We start from the raw sequence: 18,880 nt of genomic DNA, 5'->3' as shown, positions 1-18,880 counted from the left end.
GAACGGTCCGACAGCCGCCTCAGCCCTCCGCCGACCCCGCCTCGATGGCCTCCTGCACCTCCGCCACCCGCTCCCGCTCCTCCGCGGCGAACCGCTGTGCGTCCAACTGCTCGGCCAGCTCCTCGTCCTGGGCCATCAGCAGGTCCAGATTGGAGTCGCCCATCTCGAAGACGCCCATGTCGACATAGGCCTCCTGCAGTCGCTTGCCCCACAGGCCGATGTCCTTGACGCAGGGCACGATCCGGCTGAACAGCAGCTTGCGGAAGAGCTGGAGGAACTCGGAGCGCTCGCTCAGCGCCTCCGCCTCGGCCTTGGGGATGCCGAAGTTCTCCAGGACCTCCACGCCCCTCAGCCGGTCGCGCATCAGATAGCAGCCCTCGATGACGAACTCCTCGCGCTCGCGCAGTTCGGCGTCGGTGAGCTGCTTGTAGTAGTCCCTGAGGGCCAGCCGGCCGAAGGCCACGTGCCGGGCCTCGTCCTGCATGACGTAGGTCAGGATCTGCTGGGGCAGCGGCTTGTCGGTGGTGTCCCGGATCATCCCGAAGGCGGCCAGCGCCAGCCCCTCGATGAGGACCTGCATGCCCAGGTAGGGCATGTCCCAGCGGCTGTCCCGGAGCGTGTCGCCGAGCAGGGACTGCAGGTTGTCGTTGATCGGATAGACGAGCCCGATCTTCTCGTGCAGGAACCGGCCGTAGATCTCGGCGTGCCGGGCCTCGTCCATGGTCTGGGTCGCGGAGTAGAACTTGGCGTCCAGGTCGGGCACCGACTCCACGATCCGCGCCGCGCAGATCATCGCGCCCTGCTCGCCGTGCAGGAACTGGCTGAACTGCCAGGAGGCGTAGTGCCGCCGCAGCTCTCCCTTGTCCTTCTCGGTCATCCTGTCCCAGTACCTGGTGCCGTAGAGGGTCATCGCCTCCTCGGGCGTGCCGAGCGGGTCGTACGGGTCGACCTCCAGGTCCCAGTCGATGCGCTGCTGCCCGTCCCACTGCTTGTCCTTGCCCTTCTGGTACAGGGCGAGCAGGCGTTCGCGGCCGTCGTCGTACTCCCAGCTGAACCGGGCGGCGCCGCTCGCGGGCACCTGCCAGGGGGAGTCTCCGGGGTCGTTGGCGTACAGGTCATGGGTCGGCATACCCCGCAGGCTCACACGTAGACGCGAAGTCAACAAGTCATGCGCAAGGGATTGACTGGCTTGCTGACAAGCAGTCTCATAAGACCCAAGGACGACTACCCCCCGGTAACGAGGTGAGGGAGCCATGACGACCCTGACGGAAGCGGACGCGCTGGACGGTCTGCGCGATGCGCTCGGCCTGCTCAAGGACCGGGAGCAGGTGGCCGAACGGCTGCTCGCCTCCTCCGCCAAGCACTCCTTCGACCCGGACAGGGAGCTGGACTGGGACGCGCCCTTCGAGGAGGGCAAGTGGTTCTGGCCGCCGGAACTGGTCTCGCTCTACGACACGCCGATGTGGCAGCGGATGAGCGAGGAGCAGCGGATCCTGCTCTCCCAGCACGAGGCGGCGGCACTGGCCTCGCTCGGCATCTGGTTCGAGATCATCCTGATGCAGCTGCTGGTCCGGCACATCTACGACAAGGCGGCGACGAGCGCGCACGTCCGCTACGCCCTCACCGAGATCGAGGACGAGTGCCGGCACTCCAAGATGTTCGCGCGCCTGATCTCGCACGGCGGCACGCCCTGGTACCCGGTCGCCAGGGTCCACCAGAACCTCGGCCGCCTCTTCAAGACCATCTCCACCACGCCCGGTTCCTTCACCGCCACGCTGCTCGGCGAGGAGGTCCTGGACTGGATGCAGCGGCTGACCTTCCCGGACGAGCGGATCCAGCCCCTGATCCGTGGCGTCACCCGCATCCACGTGGTCGAGGAGGCCCGGCACGTACGGTACGCCCGCGAGGAACTGCGCCGCCAGATGGTGACGGCGCCGAAGTGGTCCCAGGAGTTCACCCGGGTCACGTCCGGTGAGTTCGCCCGCGTGTTCTCCGTCGCGTTCGTCAATCCCGAGGTCTACACGAACGTGGGCCTGGACAAGCGGGAGGCGATGGCCCAGGTGAAGGCGAGCGGGCACCGGCGGGAGGTCATGCAGACGGGGGCGAAGCGGCTGACGGACTTCCTGGACGACATCGGGGTGCTGCGGGGTGTGGGGCGGCGGTTGTGGAGGTCGTCCGGCCTCTTGGCGTAGGGCGCGGATGTCCGCTTGGGGGCGCGGGGCCGCATCGATGTGCGGCCCCGCCGCGCGGGCGCGACCAGCCACAGCGGACCGGCAGACGAAAGACGGCCCCCCGAGCGGAGCGATTAGGCTGCGGCACATGACCCCCGCCGCCACCCCCGCCTACCGCCGCCTGAGCGTCGAGGAGCGGCGCAGCCAGCTCCTCACCGCCGCCCTGAGCCTCTTCGCTCACCGCGCCCCCGAGGACGTGTCGCTGGACGACGTGGCGGAGGCCGCCGGAGTGTCGCGCCCCCTGGTGTACCGGTACTTCCCGGGCGGCAAGCAGCAGCTGTACGAGGCCGCGCTGCGCTCCGCCGCGGAAGAGCTGCAGCTGTGTTTCGACGAGCCCCGCGAAGGGCCCCTGCTGCCCCGCCTGTCCCGCGCCCTGGACCGGTATCTGACCTTCGTCGACGAGCACGACACCGGGTTCAGCGCGCTGCTCCAGGGCGGCAGCGTGGTGGAGACGTCCCGGACGACCGCCATCGTGGACGGGGTGCGGCGGGCCGCCGCCGAGCACATCTACAGCCATCTCGGCGTCGCCGAGCCCGGCCCCCGGCTGCGCATGACCGTACGGACCTGGATCACGGCCGTGGAGGCGGCCTCCCTGATCTGGCTCGACGAGGACAAGCAGCCCCCGGTGGAGGAGCTGCGCGCCTGGCTGGTGGAGCAGTTCGTGGCCGTCCTCACGGTCACCGCGGGCCGGGACCCGCAGACGGCCGCCGTCGTCAGCGCGCTCGGCGAGGATGGCTGAGACTGAAGCCGTGAAGAGTGAGGACACCCCCTTCGAGGGCGGCCCCATGGACGGGCGCGTGCTGCCGGTCATGGTCGGGCCCACCGGGCACCCGCCGAAGACGTACCGCATCCCCGTGCCGGACCCGGACGGCGGCCCGCCCACCGTGCTCGTCTACCGCCGGGTACCCAGGGGGCACAGCAAGCGGCTGGGGCTGATCCAGGGGTGGAAGTACCAGTACGACCCGGACGACACCTCCGGCGGACGGCTCCGGTGGCCCTGGTCGAAACCGGCCGCCACGCCGCCCGGTGAGCCGGGCGCCACGAACGAGTGACAGCTTGCGCCGAACCGCGCACGCCGGGAGCGCGCCCCGCACGGATACATCTGATTATCGCGGTGCGATAGGAGGCGAACAGCCCGCCCGCCGGGAATCCCTCCCCGCACCCGAGGTGATGACGTGTCAGGAATGCTTGCACGCCTGGCCTGTACGACCGCCCTGGCGGCCCAGGCCGTCCTCGTGCCCGCACCCGCCGCGGCCGCACCGGACCCGCACCGGTCCGTGCCCCAGCTGCTGACGGACCTTCAGCGGCTGTACCGCCAGGCCGAAAAGGCCACCGAGACCTACAACGCCACCGCCGAGAAGCTGAAGCGCCGGCGCGCCGAGGTGGCCCGCCTGGACGGCGAACTGGCCCGCGCCCGGATCGCCCTGCAGGACAGCCGGAGCGACGCCGGCCGGCTGGCCCGCCGGCAGTACCAAGGCGCCGACGGCCTGGGCCCGTACGTCCGCGTGCTGCTCGCCCCCGATCCGCAGGCCGCGCTGGACGAGACCCATGTCATCGGCGAGCTGGCCCGCACGCAGGCCCGTACGGTGCACCGGCTGTCCGCCGCGGAGAAGCAGCGGGACACCCTGGCGCGGGCGGCCCGCAGGGCCCTGGACGCCCAGCTCACCCTCGCCGACCAGCAGCGCAGACAACGCGACGACGTGCAGCAGAGGCTGGCCGGTGTGGAGCGCCTGCTGGCCTCCCTCACCCCGGCCCAGCTGTCCGCGGTCACCGCGCTGGAACAGCGGGGCGTGACCGCCGCCCAGCAGAAACTCGCCACCTCCGGCTCGCTCCCCGCGAACCGCCCCGCCTCCCCCGAGGGCGCCCGCGCGGTCCGCTACGCCCTGTACCAGCTCGGCAAGCCGTACATGTGGGGCGCGCAGGGCCCCGGTGCCTACGACTGCTCGGGCCTGACCTCCGAGGCCTGGGAATACGCGGGCCGATCCATCCCCCGCACCAGCCAGGAGCAGTGGCAGCGCCTGAAGCGGATCCCGCTCGGCGAGCTCCGCCCCGGTGACCTGGTGGTGTACTTCCCGGACGCGACCCACGTGGCGATGTACGTGGGCGACGGCAAGGTGGTACAGGCACCGAGACCCGGAGCGAACGTCCAGCTGTCACCGCTGGCGTCCAATCCGGTACTCGGTGCCGTACGACCGGACGCTCAGGCGCCCGTGACCGACGCCAGGTAGGCGGCCGTCTTCTCCGGCTCGTAGAAGAAGTTCTCGAAGTCGGCCGGGTCGTTGAAGGCGTTGGCGAACCGGTCGGCGACGGGCTGGAGCTGGCCGGCCGCGCCGATGAGGTTCAGGATGTGCTCCGGCGGCGGCATGAGCATCGCGTTCGTCCACTTGGTGACGTGCTGCGCGGTGTCCCAGTACCGGTCGAAGGCGGCCTGCATCCACTCCTCGTCGAACGGCTTGTCACCGTGCTCCAGGATCGACGCGAGGTACGACGCCGCACACTTGGAGGCGGAGTTGGAGCCCTGGCCGGTGATCGGGTCGTTGGCCACGACGACGTCCGCGACGCCGAGGACCAGGCCGCCGCCGGGCAGCCGGCCGATGGGGTTGCGGACCGTCGGGGCGTAGCGGCCGGCCAGCGTGCCGCCCGCGTCGGTCAGTTCGACCTTCGTGGCCCGCGCGTACTCCCAGGGCGTGAACTTCTCCATGAGTTCCAGGGTCAGGGAGAGGTGCTCGGCCGGGTCCTTGACGCCGTTGAAGACGTCGAGCGGGCCGCCGGGTATGCCCTCCCAGAACAGGATGTCGGCCGGTCCGGAGGTGGTGAACGTCGGCATGATGAACAGCTCGCCGACGCCGGGGACCAGGTTGCAGCGGACGGCGTGGAAGTCCGGGTGCTCCGGGCGGGGGCCGAGCCCGTGGACGTACGCCACCGCCAGCGCCCGCTGCGGCTCGCTGTACGGGGAGCGGGAGGCGTCGCGGCCGAACATCTGGACCAGCTCGCCCTTGCCCGCCGAGACCAGGACGAGGTCGTAGGTGCGGGAGAAGTAGTCGAGGTCGCCGACCGCCGCGCCGTGGATGACCAGCTGGCCGCCGCGCTGGGCGAAGGTCTCCATCCAGCCGGCCATCTTCACCCGCTGGTCGACCGACTGCGCGTACCCGTCCAGCCGGCCCACCCAGTCGATGGCCCGCTGCGTGGGACCGGGGTCGTGCGAGCCGGGGGCCGCGACCGAGACACCGAGTCCTTCGATCTTCGGGGCCTGGGACTCCCAGAAGTTCAGCTTCAGATCGCGCTCGTGCTGCAGTGCCGTGTGGAACATGCACTGCGTCGACATGACCCGGCCGGTGCGGATCTCGTCCGCGGTCCGGTTCGACATCAGGGTGACCTCGTAGCCGTGCGACTGCAGGCCGAGGGCGAGCTGGAGGCCGGACTGGCCGGCTCCGACGACGAGTATCTTCCGCATGCGGGGGCTGTTCTCCTACTCGGGGGTTTCGTCCAGCGCGTGGCCGACGAGGGACAGGAGGGTCTCGATCACCGAGATCCTGCGCCGGGCATCCATGATCATTACAGGGATGTGCGCGGGGATGGTCAGCGCCTCTCGCACGTCCTCCGGCTCGAACCGCTCGCTGCCGTCGAAGTGGTTGACCGCGACGACGTACGGCAGTCCGCAGCTCTCGAAGTAGTCCAGCGCCGGGAAGCAGTCCTTCAGCCGGCGGGTGTCGGCCATGACGACGGCGCCGATCGCGCCGCGCACCAGGTCGTCCCACATGAACCAGAACCGCTGCTGGCCCGGCGTGCCGAACAGGTAGAGCACCAGGTCGTCGTCGAGCGTGATGCGGCCGAAGTCCATGGCCACGGTGGTGGTGAGCTTGCCCGGGGTGGCGGTGAGGTCGTCGGTCTCCTCGCTCGCCTCGGTCATCAGCGCCTCGGTCTGCAGGGGCGTGATCTCCGAGACGGAGCCGACCAGGGTGGTCTTGCCGACGCCGAAGCCTCCCGCCACGACTATCTTCGTGGCGATGGGGGCGCGGGTGCGGTCCGTCTGCCAGGACCTCAGGTCCTCGTCGGGCTCGGTGAATCCGGCGACGAGAGGGGTGCCTCCGACGGCGGAGGCGGCGGCGTCAGAGACGACGGAGTCCACTCAGCACCCTTTCCAGCAGCGCGCGGTCCGGGCGACCGGTGCCGTGACCGGTTCCGGTGCCGTACACACGGATCTTTCCCTGGTCCGCGAGGTCGCTCAGGAGCACGCGGACCACGCCGAGCGGCATCTTCAGCAGCGCGGCTATCTCGGCCACCGTGCGCATACGGCGGCACAGTTCGACGATGGCCTGCATCTCCGGCATGACGCGGCCCGGTGAACCCGCGAGGGCACCGTTCGTCAGTTCCCTGCGCTCCTGAGGAGCCTCCAGCGCCGCCACGAACGTCTCCACGAGGAGGACGTGGCCGAAGCGGGTACGGCCGCCGGTGAGCGAGTAGGGGCGGACGCGGGCGGGTTTGCGGCCGCCGCCGCGCACGGGGAGTTGTTTCGCGTTGCCGCTCATCGGGCGCTCCCCGCCGACTCGGTCTCCAGGGACTTGCGCAGTTCACTGCGGAGTTCGGGGGTGAGGACGTGGCCGGCGCGGCCGACGAACAGCGCCATGTGGTACGCCACGACGCTCATGTCGCACTCGGCGCTGCCGTGCACGCCGAGCAGCGAGCCGTCGCTGATCGACATCACGAACAGGCTGCCCTCCTCCATCGCGATCATCGTGTGCCTGACGCCGCCGAAGTCCATGAGTTTCGCGGCGCCGACGGTGAGGCTGCCGATGCCGGAGACGATGGTGGCCAGGTCGGCGGAGGAGCCGCGCGGGCCGCTGCGCTTGGCCCCGCGTGCCTGCCGGGCTTCCTCGGTGTGACCCGGGTCGGAGGAGAGCAGCAGCAGGCCGTCCGAGGAGACCACGGCCACCGACTGGATGCCGGGGACCTCCTCGACCAGGTTGGTCAGCAGCCAGTGCAGGTTGCGGGCTTCACTGCTCAGTCCGTAGGTACTGGAGCTACTGGGCGCGGTCAACTGCTTGCCTCCTCGGCTGTGCCCCCCGTGGCGTTTTCGGTACGTGCTGCGATCTCTGCCTCTACGTCGCGGTAGCCGGCCTGGGCGCCCTGGCGGAAGCCGCCCAGCCTTCTGCGGAGGGCTTCTGCGTCCACAGAGCGGGTCCGCTGGCGCGGGGCCTGGGTCGGTACGGTGATCTTGGGTGTGCGCTTGGGGAGGCCCTTGCTGGTGACCCGCTCCTCCGCCTCGGCTTCGCCTTCGGCGGGGATTTGGTTCCCACCCGCACCACCCGTGCGGCTCTCGTCGCCGGGTGCGGGTGGCCCCTCTGGGGCGCGTCCGCTGTCGGCGGCCGGCCGGTCCGTCGGCTCCGCCGTGAGGTCCGGGAGCAGCAGCTCCATCGTCGACTCGGCGAACGTCTCCGCCGGGGCCTTGGGGCGGGTCTCCGCGTCCTGGGCGGCCGGGGCGGCCTGCTCGTGGACCGCCTGCTCCGCCCGGTCGCCGCTCGCCCCCCGCCCGGCGCCGAAGGCGTCCCACACCGTGTCCTCCGCCTCACCGACCCCTCCGCCGGAGGCGGCCCCACCGACGAGGGCGCCGAAGGCGCTGCCGGTCGAATCCGCCGGCTGCACCGCACGGTCGGTCCCATCGGCCGACCCACTGAAGGCACCCTCGGCAGCGCCACCCGGCCGGGCAGCGGCGGGCTCTGCGGCGCAGGTGCCGGAGGCGGTCGCGGTCTCCCCGACCGAAACCGCCGGACCCGCCGGCTCTGCCGGAACGTCGGGCTCCGCGGCCGGAGTGCCGGTCGCGCCTCCCGCGGCCGGAGTGCCGGTCGCGCCTCCCGCGGCCGGAGTGCCGGTCGCGCCTCCCGCGGCCGGAGTGCCGGTGGCGCCTCCCGCGGCCGGCTCTTCGAAGGCGGTCCCCTCAGCCGCACCGGCGGGAGCACCCGCCTCTGCCGTACCGCCGGACACGCCGCCCTCAGCCGTACCGGCGGAAACGCCCCCTTCAGCCGTACCGCCGGCCGCGCCCCCCTCAGCCGTGCCGGCGGAGGCCGTCGAGGCGCGGAGTGCCTGTTCTGCCAGGGCGACCAGGGGGTCGGTGGACTTGGTGCGGGCGTGCAGGACGTTGGAGTTGACCTCGGCGTCGGCGCCGGGGAGGGAGAAGGTGCCCGTGGCGCTCATGGACGAGGTCTGCGGGGGCAGGGCGGTGGGCGGGGCCTCGCTGAGGAGGGTGGCCGGGAGGACGACCACCGCGGCGATGCCGCCCTGCTTCTGCTCGCGCAGCTGGACCCGGATGCCGTGGCGGTGGGCGAGGCGGGCCACGACGTACAGGCCGAGGCCGCGGCCGGCGTCGCCCTCGCTGTCGTAGGTGGACTCGGGATCGAAGTCGGACAGGCGGGCGTTGAGGCGGTCCAGGCGGTCGGCCGCCATGCCGATGCCCTCGTCCTGGACGGAGAGCATGACCTCGCCGCTCTCCAGCAGCCAGCCGGAGATCTCGACGGGCAGCTCCGGCGGGGAGAACGACGTGGCGTTCTCCATCAGCTCGGCCAGGAGGTGGGAGAGGTCGTCCGCCGCGAAGCCCGCCACGTGGGCGTGCGGGGGGAGGGCCGCGATGCGTACCCGTTCGTAGCGCTCGATCTCGCTGACGCCCGCCCGGACCACGTCGACCAGCGGCACCGGGCCGTGGTGCTGCTGGACGTGCTCGGCACCGGCCAGGACCAGCAGGTTCTCGCTGTGGCGGCGCATGACCGTGGCGAAGTGGTCCAGCTTGAAGAGCGTGGCGAGGCGGTCGGGGTCCTGCTCGCGGTCCTCCAGGCCCTCGATGACCCCGAGCTGGCGTTCGACCAGGCCGAGGGTGCGCAGGGCCAGGTTGACGAACGTGCCGCCGATGCTGGTGCGCAGCCGCTCCATCTGCTCGGCGGCCCGGCTCAGCTCGGCCTGGAGGGCCTCGCGGGCGTCGGCCATCTTCTGACGCTGACCGACCAGGTGCTTGCGGTCGGTCTCCAGGGTGGCGACCCGCTCGCCCGCGGCGACCGTCTGCTCGCGCAGGGCCACCGCGTGCGCGTGCAGGGCGTTGACCGAGCGGACGACCTCGGCGAACTCGTCGTTGCGGCCGGTGAAGGCGATCGGCTCCTGGGTCGCCGGGTCCGCGGACTGAGCCAGCCGGGCCGAGCCGCGGCGCAGCACCGACAGGGGGCGGGTCAGGGTGCGGGCCATGGCCGTGGCGAGGCCCACGGCCACCAGCATCAGGGCGCCCAGGACGGCGATGCGGATCTCCAGCGCCGTGACGTCGTCGTCGCGGAGTTTCGCCAGGTCCTTGGTGCGGTGGTCGTAGAGGGCCGATTCCGCGCCGCGCATCAGGTCGACGCGGGCGGACAGGGCCGCGTCCAGCTTCTTGGTGCTGGTGGTCAGCTCGCTGTCGGCCAGCGTCGGCTGGGCGGTGAGCCGGGCGAGGTACTTCTCGGCCGAGTTGACGTCGGAGCCGGTGACCGTGGAGTCGTAGGAGTCGACGGCCGTCTTGGGGGCGGTGGCGCGGAAGTCGGCGAGGGCGGCGTCGGCGCGCAGCCGGGCCTGCTGGGCGGCGGCGGTCAGCTCGTCGCGCTGCTTCCGGTCGGCCTCGGAGGTGCTGGAGGTCGTGGTGGGCAGGCCGGTGACGGAGTTGATCACGGTGCGGGTGGCGGACGGCACGTTCAGCGCGGCGAGCAGCAGGCCGCGAGCGGCCGCGGACTGCTGGACGGCGGTGTCCAGCTCGGCGAGCGCGTGGGCGCCGGAGCCGGCCCGCGGGGGCGTTTCGTCGGCCAGCTGCTCGGCGAGCCGGTGCAGTTCGGCGATGGCCGCCGAGTACGCCTGGTGGGCCTGCAGGGCCGTGCTCTGGCCGGTGAGGGCGGCCCGGCGGACGGCGGCGATGCCGTCGAGGTCGCCGCGCAGGCTCGCCGGAGTGTCCTCCTCGGCGCGCAGGTCCTCGACCTGCCGGTCGACGCGGGCGCTGCGGTCCTCGGAGGGGGCCTTCGACCGGGGGCGTCCGGCGGCGATGTAGGAGGTGACGTCGTCGCGCTCGTCGGCGAGGGAGTTCGCGAGGGCGAGGGCGTCCTGGGTGCGGCCGGCCAGCGTGACCAGGTCCTGGGAGTCGCTGACGTCCTGGGAGGCGGTGAGCAGGGAGGGCGCGCCGGCTCCCGCGACGGCCGCGGCCACCACGGCGACGGCGACGATCAGCCGGGTGCGCACATGGGTGCGGCGGCCGGTGCCCACGGGGGTCTGCGGTTCGGTCCCCGTGGGGGCCGTCTGACTGCCTGTGCGCCGAGGCCGCTTCATCTGCACCGGTGCTCGCATTCCTGAACTCGACTAGCCAAGGACCCGGGTGGCGCCCCGTCATCTCGGTGCCAAGTGGTGCCTACACCCGGTTCGTACCGTTCCCGACCCTCCCAGCGCCGGTGAGCAGTGGTCGCGCATCACCTGGCCCGCCACCCGAAGGAGTGAACATCGGAGGGGAGTTGGCGGGCAAGTTCCCCGGGCCCGTGCGGCGCCCTTGTCCGGCATGCCGGTTGGACGAGCGGGGCAGGCTTTGGCAGTATTCGCCACCACGCCTTCCCGGAGTGCCTCATTCCACCCCAAACCAGGCGGCTGACCTGCGGTCTCGTGCCAATTCGGCGACGGTTGGCAGCCTTTGGCGAATCCTGTGAAGGGGTCGTGCAGACTGGCTGAATGCGAACTGATCTCGTTTCGGAACCCGGCGACGCGAACCGACCCAACGAGGACTTCGCCGGTGTCGGACTACCCGCTTCCGGACAGGGCGGTTGTGCGATCGTCCTGGACGGGGTGACTCCGCCACGGGGCGGGACGGGGTGTCTGCATTCCGTCCCCTGGTTCACCGCCCGGCTCGGCGGCGCACTGACCGAACTGACCGTTTCGCTCCGAGATCTGACGCTCCCGGAGATTCTGGCGCGAGCGATCGGCCGCACCGCCGAGACCCACGCGCAAACCTGTGAACTTTCTCACCCGCGCACCCCCCAGGCAACCGTCGCCCTGGCCCGCTGGTCCGCCGACACCGTCGAGTACCTGGTGCTGTCCGACTCCGCGCTGCTGCTGCAGGGCGCCGACGGGACGGTCACGCCGGTGCTGGACGACCGGCTGGCCCGGCTCCCGCGTTCCGCGCTGGCCACCGACGCCCTGGTGGACGCCACCCTGCGCAACAAAGAGGGAGGTTTCTTTACTGCCGCCGCCGATCCCTCGGTGGCGGACCGTGCGGTCGCCGGCTCGGTGCCCCGCAGCGGGGTCCGCGCCCTGGTCGCGCTGACGGACGGCGCGACCCGCTGGACGGAGAAGTTCCACGAGGGCGACTGGCAGGCGCTGTTCGGGACGATCGCGAAGGACGGCGCCCGGTCGCTGGTGGACCGGGTGCGGGAGCTGGAGCTGGCGGACCGCGAGGAGCGGGCGTTCCTGGGGCGGAGCAAGACGCACGACGACGCGACGGTGGTCTACGTGGAGCTCTGAGCGCCCGCCGGCTCCGGCCTGCTGCCACGCGGCCCCCTCGGGGACGGCCCTACCTCTCCATGACGCCGTTCAACTGGTGCAGGAGCCGGGCGAGTTCGGCGACCTCGCGGCGGTCCCAGTGGGCGAGCTGCCGGACGTAGCGGGCGCGGCGCGCCTCGCGGACCTTGCCGACCCGGCCGCGCCCCTCCTCGGTCAGGGTGACGAGCCAGGCGCGGCCGTCGGCGGGGTCGGGTTCGCGGGCGATCAGGCCCAGCTCCTCCAGGGCGCGCAGCTGGCGGGACATGGTGGCCTTGCCGACGCCGATGTAGCCGGCGAGCTCCGTGGCGCGCTGGCCGCCGCACTCGTCCAGGCGGATGAGCAGGCCGTACGCGGAGGACTCCAGGTCGGGATGGACCTCGCGGGCCATCTCGCCCTGGTTGGCCCGGGCCCGCCTCAGCAGCACGGTCAACTCCCGTTCCAGTGCCAGGAATTCCTGGTCTGCACCACTGGGCGTCGTCTGGTGGGCGCCGCGATGCGCGTCGCCGTATCCGTCCTCGTGCACGTCAGCACCCCTGCTCGGTTTCGCCTACTGAAAGTTTCTGCCAAAAGTCGTCATTGCCGCAGCTCCGTAAGTATTTCGCAGGGCTAGACCAACGGCGGCTCCCGGACCCCCTTCCCACGCCGTCATCTACGTGCGTAGCTTCCTTATCAGGCCATCACTGGCATGCCCACGCCAGTGCGGCCATCCGGTACACGGTCACAGCCACGTTCCCCCCACCCCACTCCCCGGAGGCACGTCATGCCCGTGCACAGACCCGGCTCCGACCGCTCCGCCCGCTCCCTCGGCCCGCGCCCCCTCGCCGTCCTGGTCACGGCCCTGCTCGCGGCGCTCTCGCTCACCCTCCCCCTCACCTCGGCCCAGGCCGCGACCACCCCCGGCCGCGGCTCCGCCCACATGGGCATGGGCGTCCTCGCGCACGACGGCCGGCACGGCACCCCCGCCGCCGGCGCCGTCACCCAGACCGAGGGCGTGGACGTCGCCGGATACCAGGGCAACGTCGCCTGGTCGACCCTGTGGAACAGCGGGGTCAGGTGGGCGTACACCAAGGCGACGGAAGGCACGTACTACACGAACCCGTACTTCGCCCAGCAGTACAACGGCTCGTACAACGTGGGCATGATCCGCGGCGCCTACCACTTCGCGACCCCGGACACCACCAGCGGCGCCACCCAGGCGAGCTACTTCGTCGGCCACGGCGGCGGCTGGTCCAGGGACGGCAAGACCCTGCCCGGTGCGCTCGACATCGAGTGGAACCCGTACGGCGCCGAGTGCTACGGCAAGTCGGCGAGCGCGATGGTCAGCTGGATCGCCGACTTCCTGAACACCTACAAGTCCCTCACCGGCCGGGACGCCGTGATCTACACCGCCACCAGCTGGTGGAGCGACTGCACCGGCAACTACGGCGGCTTCGCGTCGAACAACCCGCTCTGGACCGCCCGCTACGCCTCGGACCCGGGGACGCTGCCGGCCGGCTGGTCGTACTACACCATGTGGCAGTACACCTCCTCCGGCCCGACCGTCGGCGACCACGACAAGTTCAACGGTGCGCTGGACCGGGTGCAGGCCCTGGCCAACGGCTGACACGCCCGTCCTGCCCCTTCGTCCACGCCCTGTCCCCTGCCTGCCCGGGCGGGGACAGGGCCTCCCCGGGCAGGGGACACCCTGCGTTGGTGCTCACCGCCGGCCGGGATCATGCTGGAGGTGAGCCTGCCGAGCAAGGGCGAGATGAGCGGCGATGGAGCGACAGTCGACGTACACGGCCACGGCCACCATCGATGAGCAGGGCATCCTCACGGGGTGGAGCGAGGGCGCACAGCGGCTGCTCGGCTACGACTCACCGGCCGTCGTCGGACGGCCCGCCACCGCGCTCCTCGCCACCGACGGCTCGGCGGCCCGGCGGATCGTCGCCGGCCGGGACCGCTGGAACGGCACTGTCCCGCTGCGGCACCGCGACGGCCGGCTGCTGGAGCTGGGCGTGCTCGCGCACCGCCGGACCTCGGAGACCGGCGTCACCGACTGGCTCGTGGTGAGCGCCGTTTCGGCCCGTGCCCAGCCGCCCCGGGGCGAACCGCTGGAGGAGTGGACGTTCCTGCAGTCCCCCTTCCCACTGGGGATCTTCGACGCCGATCTGCGGCTGGTGCGCGCCAACCGCCGGATGGAGCACGCCCTCGCCCTGCCCGAGGCCGCGATGCGAGGACTGCGGCTGCCGCACATCGTGCCCGGCGCCGCGAGCGAGGAGGCCGACCACTCGATGCGGCTCGCGCTGGAGACCGGCCGCCCGCAGGACGCCCGGGCCCGGCTCGGCGCGGAACTGGGCCGCGGTGTCGTACTCACCCCGCTGAAGGACGCCGACGGCCGGGTGCGCGCCGTCTGCCTGTCCACGCAGACGCCCGCGCAGGACTCCGCCGCCGGGCAACGCTCCGCGGCCGACAGCGGCTCGCGCGTCGGCACGGCCGCCGACCAGGCCCGCGCCGCGCAGGAGCTCGGCGAGGTCACCGTCCCCCGGCTCGCCGACGTCATGGCCGTCGACCTGCTCGACACCCCCCGCGACACGGGCGAGGAACCCGCCCCGCGGCCCGGCCCGGTCGTGCTGCGCCGCGCCGCGCTGCGCGCCGTGCCCGAGGGCGTCGGGCCGGCCTACGGCAGCGGCGTCGGCGAGGCCGTCGTCTGCCCGCCTGACTCGCCCCCGGCCCGGTGCCTGACGGCCGACCGGCCGCTGCTGTACGACACGGCGGACCCGCTCGTCGCCGAGTGGGCGGCGGTGGATCCGGGCGCGGCGTGGCTGCGCGCGTCCGGGGCGCGCTCACTGCTGGCGGTGCCGCTGCTCGCCCAGGGCAGCACGCTCGGGGTGGCGCTGTTCGGCCGGCGCCCCGGCCGGGAGCCGTTCGGCCCGGAGGATCTGCGGCTGGCGCAGGAGTTCACGGCCAGGGCGGCCGACGGCATCCGCCAGGCCCGCGCCTTTGGCCGGAACCGCACCACCACCATGGCCCTGCAGCAGAGCCTGCTCCCGCACACACTGCCCGACCAGGCGGCCCTGGAGATCGCCACCCGCTATCTGCCCGCCGCGACCCGGGCCGGGGTGGGCGGCGACTGGTTCGACGTGATCCCGCTGTCCGGGGCGCGGGTGGCGCTCGTCGTGGGCGACGTGGTGGGCCACGGCATCCGCGCCTCGGCCACCATGGGCCGGCTGCGCACCGCCGTGCGCACCCTGGCCGACGTCGATCTGCCGGCCGACGAACTCCTCACCCACCTCGACGACCTGGTGCTGCGGCTCGCCGCCGACGAGGGCAGCACGGACCCCACCGCCGAGACCGCCGGCGGCATCGGCACCACCTGTCTCTACGCGGTGTACGACCCGGTCTCCCGCCGGTGCACCCTGGCCCGGGCCGGCCATCCGCCGCCCGCCGTGGTCACCCCGGACGGCGCCGTGCGCTTCCTGGACGTGCCCGCGGGCCCGCCGCTCGGGCTCGGCGGGCTGCCGTTCGAGGCCACCGAGACCGAACTGCCCGAGGGCAGTCTGCTCGCCCTGTACACCGACGGGCTGTTCGAGGCCCGCGAGCACGACATCGACGAGGCGCTGGACAAGATGTTCGCCGCGCTCATCCGGCCCGCGCGGTCGCTGGACGCGGTCTGCGACCACGTGCTCACCGAGCTGCTGACCCATCGCCCCGACGACGACATCGCCCTGCTCGTCGCCCGCACCAGGGTCCTGCACGAGGACCGGGTCGTGGCCTGGGAGCTGGAGAGCGACCCCGAGGACGTCGCCCGCGCCCGCCGCCTCGCCTGCGACCAGCTGTCCGCCTGGGGCCTGGGCGAGGCCTCCTTCCCCACCGAGCTGATGGTCAGCGAGCTGGTCACCAACGCCATCCGCTACGGCCGCCCGCCGATCCGGCTCCGGCTGATCCACCAGGACGCGACGCTGATCTGCGAGGTGTACGACTCCAGTGGCACCACCCCGCACATGCGCCGCGCCCGCATCTTCGACGAGGGCGGCCGCGGCCTGCTGCTCGTCGCCCAGCTCGCCGAGCGCTGGGGCACCCGGCACGACCGGGTCGGCAAGACGGTGTGGGCGGAGCAGTCGCTCCGCCGGGCCGCCGGCTGAGTCAGCCGTTGCCACCGTTGCCCCCACGGCCGCCCTGACCACTGGTCTCGCAGCCGACGCCGAGGCAGATCCCGCCGTTCCCGCCCCGCCCGCCGGCCCCGCCGTCGCCGGTGCCCACGGCGTCGCCGCCGTTCCCGCCGTTGCCGCCGTTGACGCTGCCCGAGCAGACGCCGGCGCAGATCCCGCCGTTGCCGCCCTTGCCCCCGTTCCGGCCCGCTGCTCCGGTGGTGCCGTCACCGCCGTTGGCGCTGCCGTTGCAGAGCCCGGCGCAGATGCCGCCGTTGCCGCCCTGGGTGCCGTTGACGGTGCCGTTGCAGTTGCCCGCGCAGATCGAGTCGCCGATGCGCACGCTGCCGTTGTCCACATGGATGCTGCTCAGACGGGGAGGGCCGCTGCCCGGCCCGCCGCCGACGGGGCCGGTGTCGGCCATCGCGGCCGGGGCCATCGCGCCGCCGCCGATCACCACGGTCGAGACCGCGAGGCCGATACCGAATTTCCAGGAATTCCTGCGCATGCCATTTCCCTTTCTCACGAAGCGCCGTCCAGAAGTCCGAGCCAGTCGCCGTTCAGGACCTGGCGCTCCCATGTGTCGACGTCCTTTTCCGAGATCTTGTATTTCTTGGCCACCTCGGCCTTCGTGGCCCGGCCGGTCAGCACGGTCAGCGCGATCCGTGCGCGGTCGGTCAGGGAGAGGTCCGACTTCGGCTTGTCGGGCAGGTCCTGGAGCGAGAGGCAGCCCGGCCGGCCCGGCTGCCCCGGCTGGCCCGGCTGACCGGGCGCGCCGCCCTGGCCGCCTTCACCCCCCTCCCCGCAGTGCCCGGACCGGTGGGCCAGGGCCGTGTAGCCGGTGGGAGCGGCCGGGGCCGCGTGGGTGGCTGCCTGGGCGCCGCACGCGGTGACGGTGACGAGCGCCGCGGAGGCCGCCGCGAGGAGGACGGGGCGCCGGAAGGGGCTGGTGAACATCGGGGACTCCGTTTCGGATCAAGGGTGTTCTGGATCAAGGGTGTTGTGATCGAGGTGAGAGGTTCGGGGGGTGGGCGCGGTGGCCCGGTGGGGGTGGAGGCCTGGGCGGCCTCCACCCCGTCGACGGTCACAGGAGCCGTCGGACAAGCCGGTCGCAAGAGCCGGTCAGATCGGACAAGCCGGTCGCAAGAGCCGGTCAGAAGAGGCTGGCGCCACCGGCTCCGCCGGACCCGCCGGCACCGCCGAAGAGGCCACCGAAGCCGCCCTTGCCGCCCTTACCGCCGTTGCCGCCCTGGAAGATGCTGTTGCCGCCCTTCCCGCCGTTGCCGCCCTGGCCGCCGACGAGGACGCCGTCGCCCCCGCCACCGCCGCTTCCGGCGTTGCCGCCGGAGAGGATGCCGAAGCCGCCGTTGCCGCCGTCGCCGCCCTTGCCGCCGACGACGCCCTCGCCGCCGCCACCGCCGCCACCGCCGCCACCGCCGGCCAGCACGCCGTCGCCGCCGTTGCCGCCCTTGCCGCCGTCACCACCGGTGCCGAGGACGCTGCCGCCACCGGACCCACCGGCGCCACCGCCGCCACCGACCAGGCCGCCACCGCCGTCACCCCCGGCGCCACCGGCGCCACCGCCGTGCACGAAGGCCACGGTCGAGGTGGGCATCGGGGCCGCCATGGCGCTGGAGACCGGGAGGAGGACCCCTCCGGTGACCAGTGCGGCGGAGGCGGCGAGGGTCGCGAAACGGAGACCTCGGCGCTTCGGACGGGCGTCGTCGTGGGTACGAAGAATACGAGTCATGAGCTTTCTCCCATTGCTGTGAGGATTTCCCGGGTGAATTACCGGGGGATTACCGGGGGGATTACCGGAGGGGATTCACTCCCCTCGGACCGCCTCACTTCCTTTCCGGTGAGGCCGTGCTTCAAGTAAGCCCGAACGGGAAATCAGGGTCACGTTCCGAGGACTCGGGACTTGACGCACCCACAGGCGTCGGGTAAAAGCCGCGTAAGCGGTACGGGATCAGGTGAGGAACGGCCGGGCCCAGGCCGGCGGATCCGGTGGCGGGACGCGGTCCACCAGGGTCGGCGTACGACGGCGGGGGACGCACTCGGCGACGGCCGCCCGCAGGGCCGCGACGAACTCCAGGCAGGAGGCGTGACGCTCGTCCGGAGCCTTCGCCAGGGCCTTCCTCAGCACGTCGTCGGCGGCGGCCGGGATGTCCGGCCGCTCCTTGCTGAGCGCCGGCGGCGGATCGTACTGGTGGGCCCACAGCAGTTCGAGGTGGTCCTCCCGCCGGAAGGGCGGGACGCCCGCCAGCATCTCGTGCACCACGCAGGCCAGGCTGTACAGGTCGGCCCGGCCGTCCACCGGGCGCCCGGCGATCCGCTCGGGCGCCACGTAGTCCAGGGTGCCGACGAACTCTCCGGCGGTGGTGAACCCGGTGAGCGACAGCGACCTCTTCGCCAGCCCGAAGTCGGTGAGATAGACGTGCTCGGGATGGTCGCTGTCGACGCCCTTGGCGACCAGGACGTTGCCGGGCTTGACGTCCCGGTGCACCAGCTCGCGCGCGTGGGCCGCGTCCAGGGCGGAGGCCAGCTGGGCGGCGATGCGCAGCGCGACCGGCACCCGCAGCGGGCCCTCCCCGTCGATCAGGGCGCGCAGGTCCTGCCCGGGGACGTAGCACATGGCGATGTACAGGAGCCCGTCGTACTCGCCGGCCTCGAAGACGGGGACGATGTTGGGATGGTCGATGGCTGCGGCCACCCGGGACTCCTGGGCGAAACGGCGGCGGAAGGCGTCGTTCCTGGTGTACTCGGGGGCGAGCAGCTTGAGGGCGACCGTCCGGCCGAGGCGCAGGTCCCTGGCGCGGTAGACGACGGCCATGCCACCACGACCGAGTTCGCGCTCCACCTTGTAGCCCGCGACCTCGGCCCCGATCAGACCGGAGGGGGTCCTGGGGGGCCAACTCACGCCTGAATTCTACCGACTCATCCCTTTATAGGCACATGTAATCGACACATGGCGAAGGCCCGGGCCTCCCTCACGGGACC

The 18,880-nt window shown here is 72.4% G+C and carries 18 protein-coding genes; 7 read left to right on the top strand and 11 right to left on the bottom strand.

From position 1 onward, the window contains the following. Positions 1–19: 19 nt before the first annotated feature. Positions 20–1,129 carry a ferritin-like domain-containing protein gene (locus ACWC2T_RS11365; protein ID WP_450670130.1) on the bottom strand — a complete coding sequence of 370 codons (1,110 nt, stop codon included), beginning with the start codon at positions 1,127–1,129 and terminating at the stop codon, positions 20–22. Positions 1,130–1,253: 124 nt separating this feature from the next. On the opposite strand from ACWC2T_RS11365, the gene ACWC2T_RS11360 reads away from it, so the two are divergent. The 4 genes from ACWC2T_RS11360 to ACWC2T_RS11345 all read left to right on the top strand — a co-directional run bounded on the left by ACWC2T_RS11360 (position 1,254) and on the right by ACWC2T_RS11345 (position 4,459). Continuing rightward, positions 1,254–2,192 (top strand): AurF N-oxygenase family protein, encoded by a 939-nt coding sequence (locus ACWC2T_RS11360; protein ID WP_450670129.1) that lies wholly within the window; start codon positions 1,254–1,256, stop codon positions 2,190–2,192. A gap of 127 nt (positions 2,193–2,319) precedes the next feature. Then, entirely contained in the window at positions 2,320–2,970 is a 651-nt protein-coding gene (locus ACWC2T_RS11355; protein WP_450670128.1) for a TetR/AcrR family transcriptional regulator, read from the top strand. Then, positions 2,963–3,283, top strand: coding sequence for a hypothetical protein (locus tag ACWC2T_RS11350; protein ID WP_450670127.1), 321 nt, complete (start codon positions 2,963–2,965; stop codon positions 3,281–3,283). The genes ACWC2T_RS11355 and ACWC2T_RS11350 overlap by 8 nt, the downstream gene beginning before the upstream one ends. Positions 3,284–3,406: 123 nt before the next feature. Then, the gene (locus ACWC2T_RS11345) at positions 3,407–4,459 is read left to right on the top strand and encodes a C40 family peptidase (RefSeq protein ID WP_450670126.1); all 1,053 of its coding nucleotides are present in this window, start codon (positions 3,407–3,409) and stop codon (positions 4,457–4,459) included. On the opposite strand, the gene ACWC2T_RS11340 is transcribed toward ACWC2T_RS11345, so the two are convergent. Genes ACWC2T_RS11340 through ACWC2T_RS11320 form a run of 5 tightly spaced genes read right to left on the bottom strand, consistent with a single transcriptional unit; the run spans position 4,432 to position 10,571 of the window. Beyond that, positions 4,432–5,685 carry a styrene monooxygenase/indole monooxygenase family protein gene (locus ACWC2T_RS11340; protein WP_450670125.1) on the bottom strand — a complete coding sequence of 418 codons (1,254 nt, stop codon included), beginning with the start codon at positions 5,683–5,685 and terminating at the stop codon, positions 4,432–4,434. The two genes, ACWC2T_RS11345 and ACWC2T_RS11340, sit on opposite strands and share 28 nt — an antisense overlap. A gap of 15 nt (positions 5,686–5,700) precedes the next feature. After that, complete coding sequence (locus tag ACWC2T_RS11335) at positions 5,701–6,360, bottom strand: GTP-binding protein (RefSeq protein WP_450670124.1); 660 nt, start codon at positions 6,358–6,360, stop codon at positions 5,701–5,703. Then, a complete protein-coding gene (locus ACWC2T_RS11330) occupies positions 6,341–6,760 on the bottom strand; it encodes a DUF742 domain-containing protein (RefSeq protein WP_450670123.1) in 420 nt (139 codons plus the stop codon). The genes ACWC2T_RS11335 and ACWC2T_RS11330 overlap by 20 nt, the downstream gene beginning before the upstream one ends. Beyond that, entirely contained in the window at positions 6,757–7,269 is a 513-nt protein-coding gene (locus ACWC2T_RS11325) for a roadblock/LC7 domain-containing protein (RefSeq protein WP_450670122.1), read from the bottom strand. The genes ACWC2T_RS11330 and ACWC2T_RS11325 overlap by 4 nt, the downstream gene beginning before the upstream one ends. Beyond that, complete coding sequence (locus tag ACWC2T_RS11320) at positions 7,266–10,571, bottom strand: nitrate- and nitrite sensing domain-containing protein (protein ID WP_450670121.1); 3,306 nt, start codon at positions 10,569–10,571, stop codon at positions 7,266–7,268. The genes ACWC2T_RS11325 and ACWC2T_RS11320 overlap by 4 nt, the downstream gene beginning before the upstream one ends. Before the next feature lie 372 nt (positions 10,572–10,943). Between ACWC2T_RS11320 and ACWC2T_RS11315 the strand changes: the two genes are divergently transcribed. After that, positions 10,944–11,732 carry a protein phosphatase 2C domain-containing protein gene (locus ACWC2T_RS11315; protein WP_450670120.1) on the top strand — a complete coding sequence of 263 codons (789 nt, stop codon included), beginning with the start codon at positions 10,944–10,946 and terminating at the stop codon, positions 11,730–11,732. Positions 11,733–11,781: 49 nt separating this feature from the next. On the opposite strand, the gene ACWC2T_RS11310 is transcribed toward ACWC2T_RS11315, so the two are convergent. Then, complete coding sequence (locus ACWC2T_RS11310) at positions 11,782–12,273, bottom strand: MarR family winged helix-turn-helix transcriptional regulator (RefSeq protein ID WP_450670119.1); 492 nt, start codon at positions 12,271–12,273, stop codon at positions 11,782–11,784. Positions 12,274–12,510: 237 nt separating this feature from the next. Between ACWC2T_RS11310 and ACWC2T_RS11305 the strand changes: the two genes are divergently transcribed. Together ACWC2T_RS11305 and ACWC2T_RS11300 are read left to right on the top strand one after the other, a co-directional pair. Next, the gene (locus tag ACWC2T_RS11305) at positions 12,511–13,353 is read left to right on the top strand and encodes a lysozyme (RefSeq protein WP_450670118.1); all 843 of its coding nucleotides are present in this window, start codon (positions 12,511–12,513) and stop codon (positions 13,351–13,353) included. 154 nt (positions 13,354–13,507) lie between these two features. Further along, a complete protein-coding gene (locus tag ACWC2T_RS11300; RefSeq protein ID WP_450670117.1) occupies positions 13,508–15,874 on the top strand; it encodes a SpoIIE family protein phosphatase in 2,367 nt (788 codons plus the stop codon). A gap of 1 nt (position 15,875) precedes the next feature. Here the strand turns inward: ACWC2T_RS11300 and ACWC2T_RS11295 are convergent, their stop codons facing one another. The 4 genes from ACWC2T_RS11295 to ACWC2T_RS11280 all read right to left on the bottom strand — a co-directional run bounded on the left by ACWC2T_RS11295 (position 15,876) and on the right by ACWC2T_RS11280 (position 18,800). Continuing rightward, positions 15,876–16,388, bottom strand: a complete 513-nt coding sequence (locus ACWC2T_RS11295) for a hypothetical protein (RefSeq protein WP_450670116.1) — start codon at positions 16,386–16,388, stop codon at positions 15,876–15,878. Positions 16,389–16,402: 14 nt separating this feature from the next. Continuing rightward, a complete protein-coding gene (locus ACWC2T_RS11290) occupies positions 16,403–16,837 on the bottom strand; it encodes a hypothetical protein (protein ID WP_450670115.1) in 435 nt (144 codons plus the stop codon). Positions 16,838–17,033: 196 nt separating this feature from the next. Next, positions 17,034–17,630 (bottom strand): hypothetical protein, encoded by a 597-nt coding sequence (locus ACWC2T_RS11285; protein ID WP_450670114.1) that lies wholly within the window; start codon positions 17,628–17,630, stop codon positions 17,034–17,036. Between the two features lie 219 nt (positions 17,631–17,849). Further along, on the bottom strand, positions 17,850–18,800 hold the full coding sequence (locus ACWC2T_RS11280; RefSeq protein WP_450670113.1) for a serine/threonine-protein kinase: 951 nt from the start codon (positions 18,798–18,800) through the stop codon (positions 17,850–17,852). Between the last annotated feature and the right edge of the window lie 80 nt (positions 18,801–18,880).

It is taken from the genome of Streptomyces sp. NPDC001393 (assembly GCF_053597455.1).
This window is presented reverse-complemented; position numbering and strand designations above follow the sequence as displayed.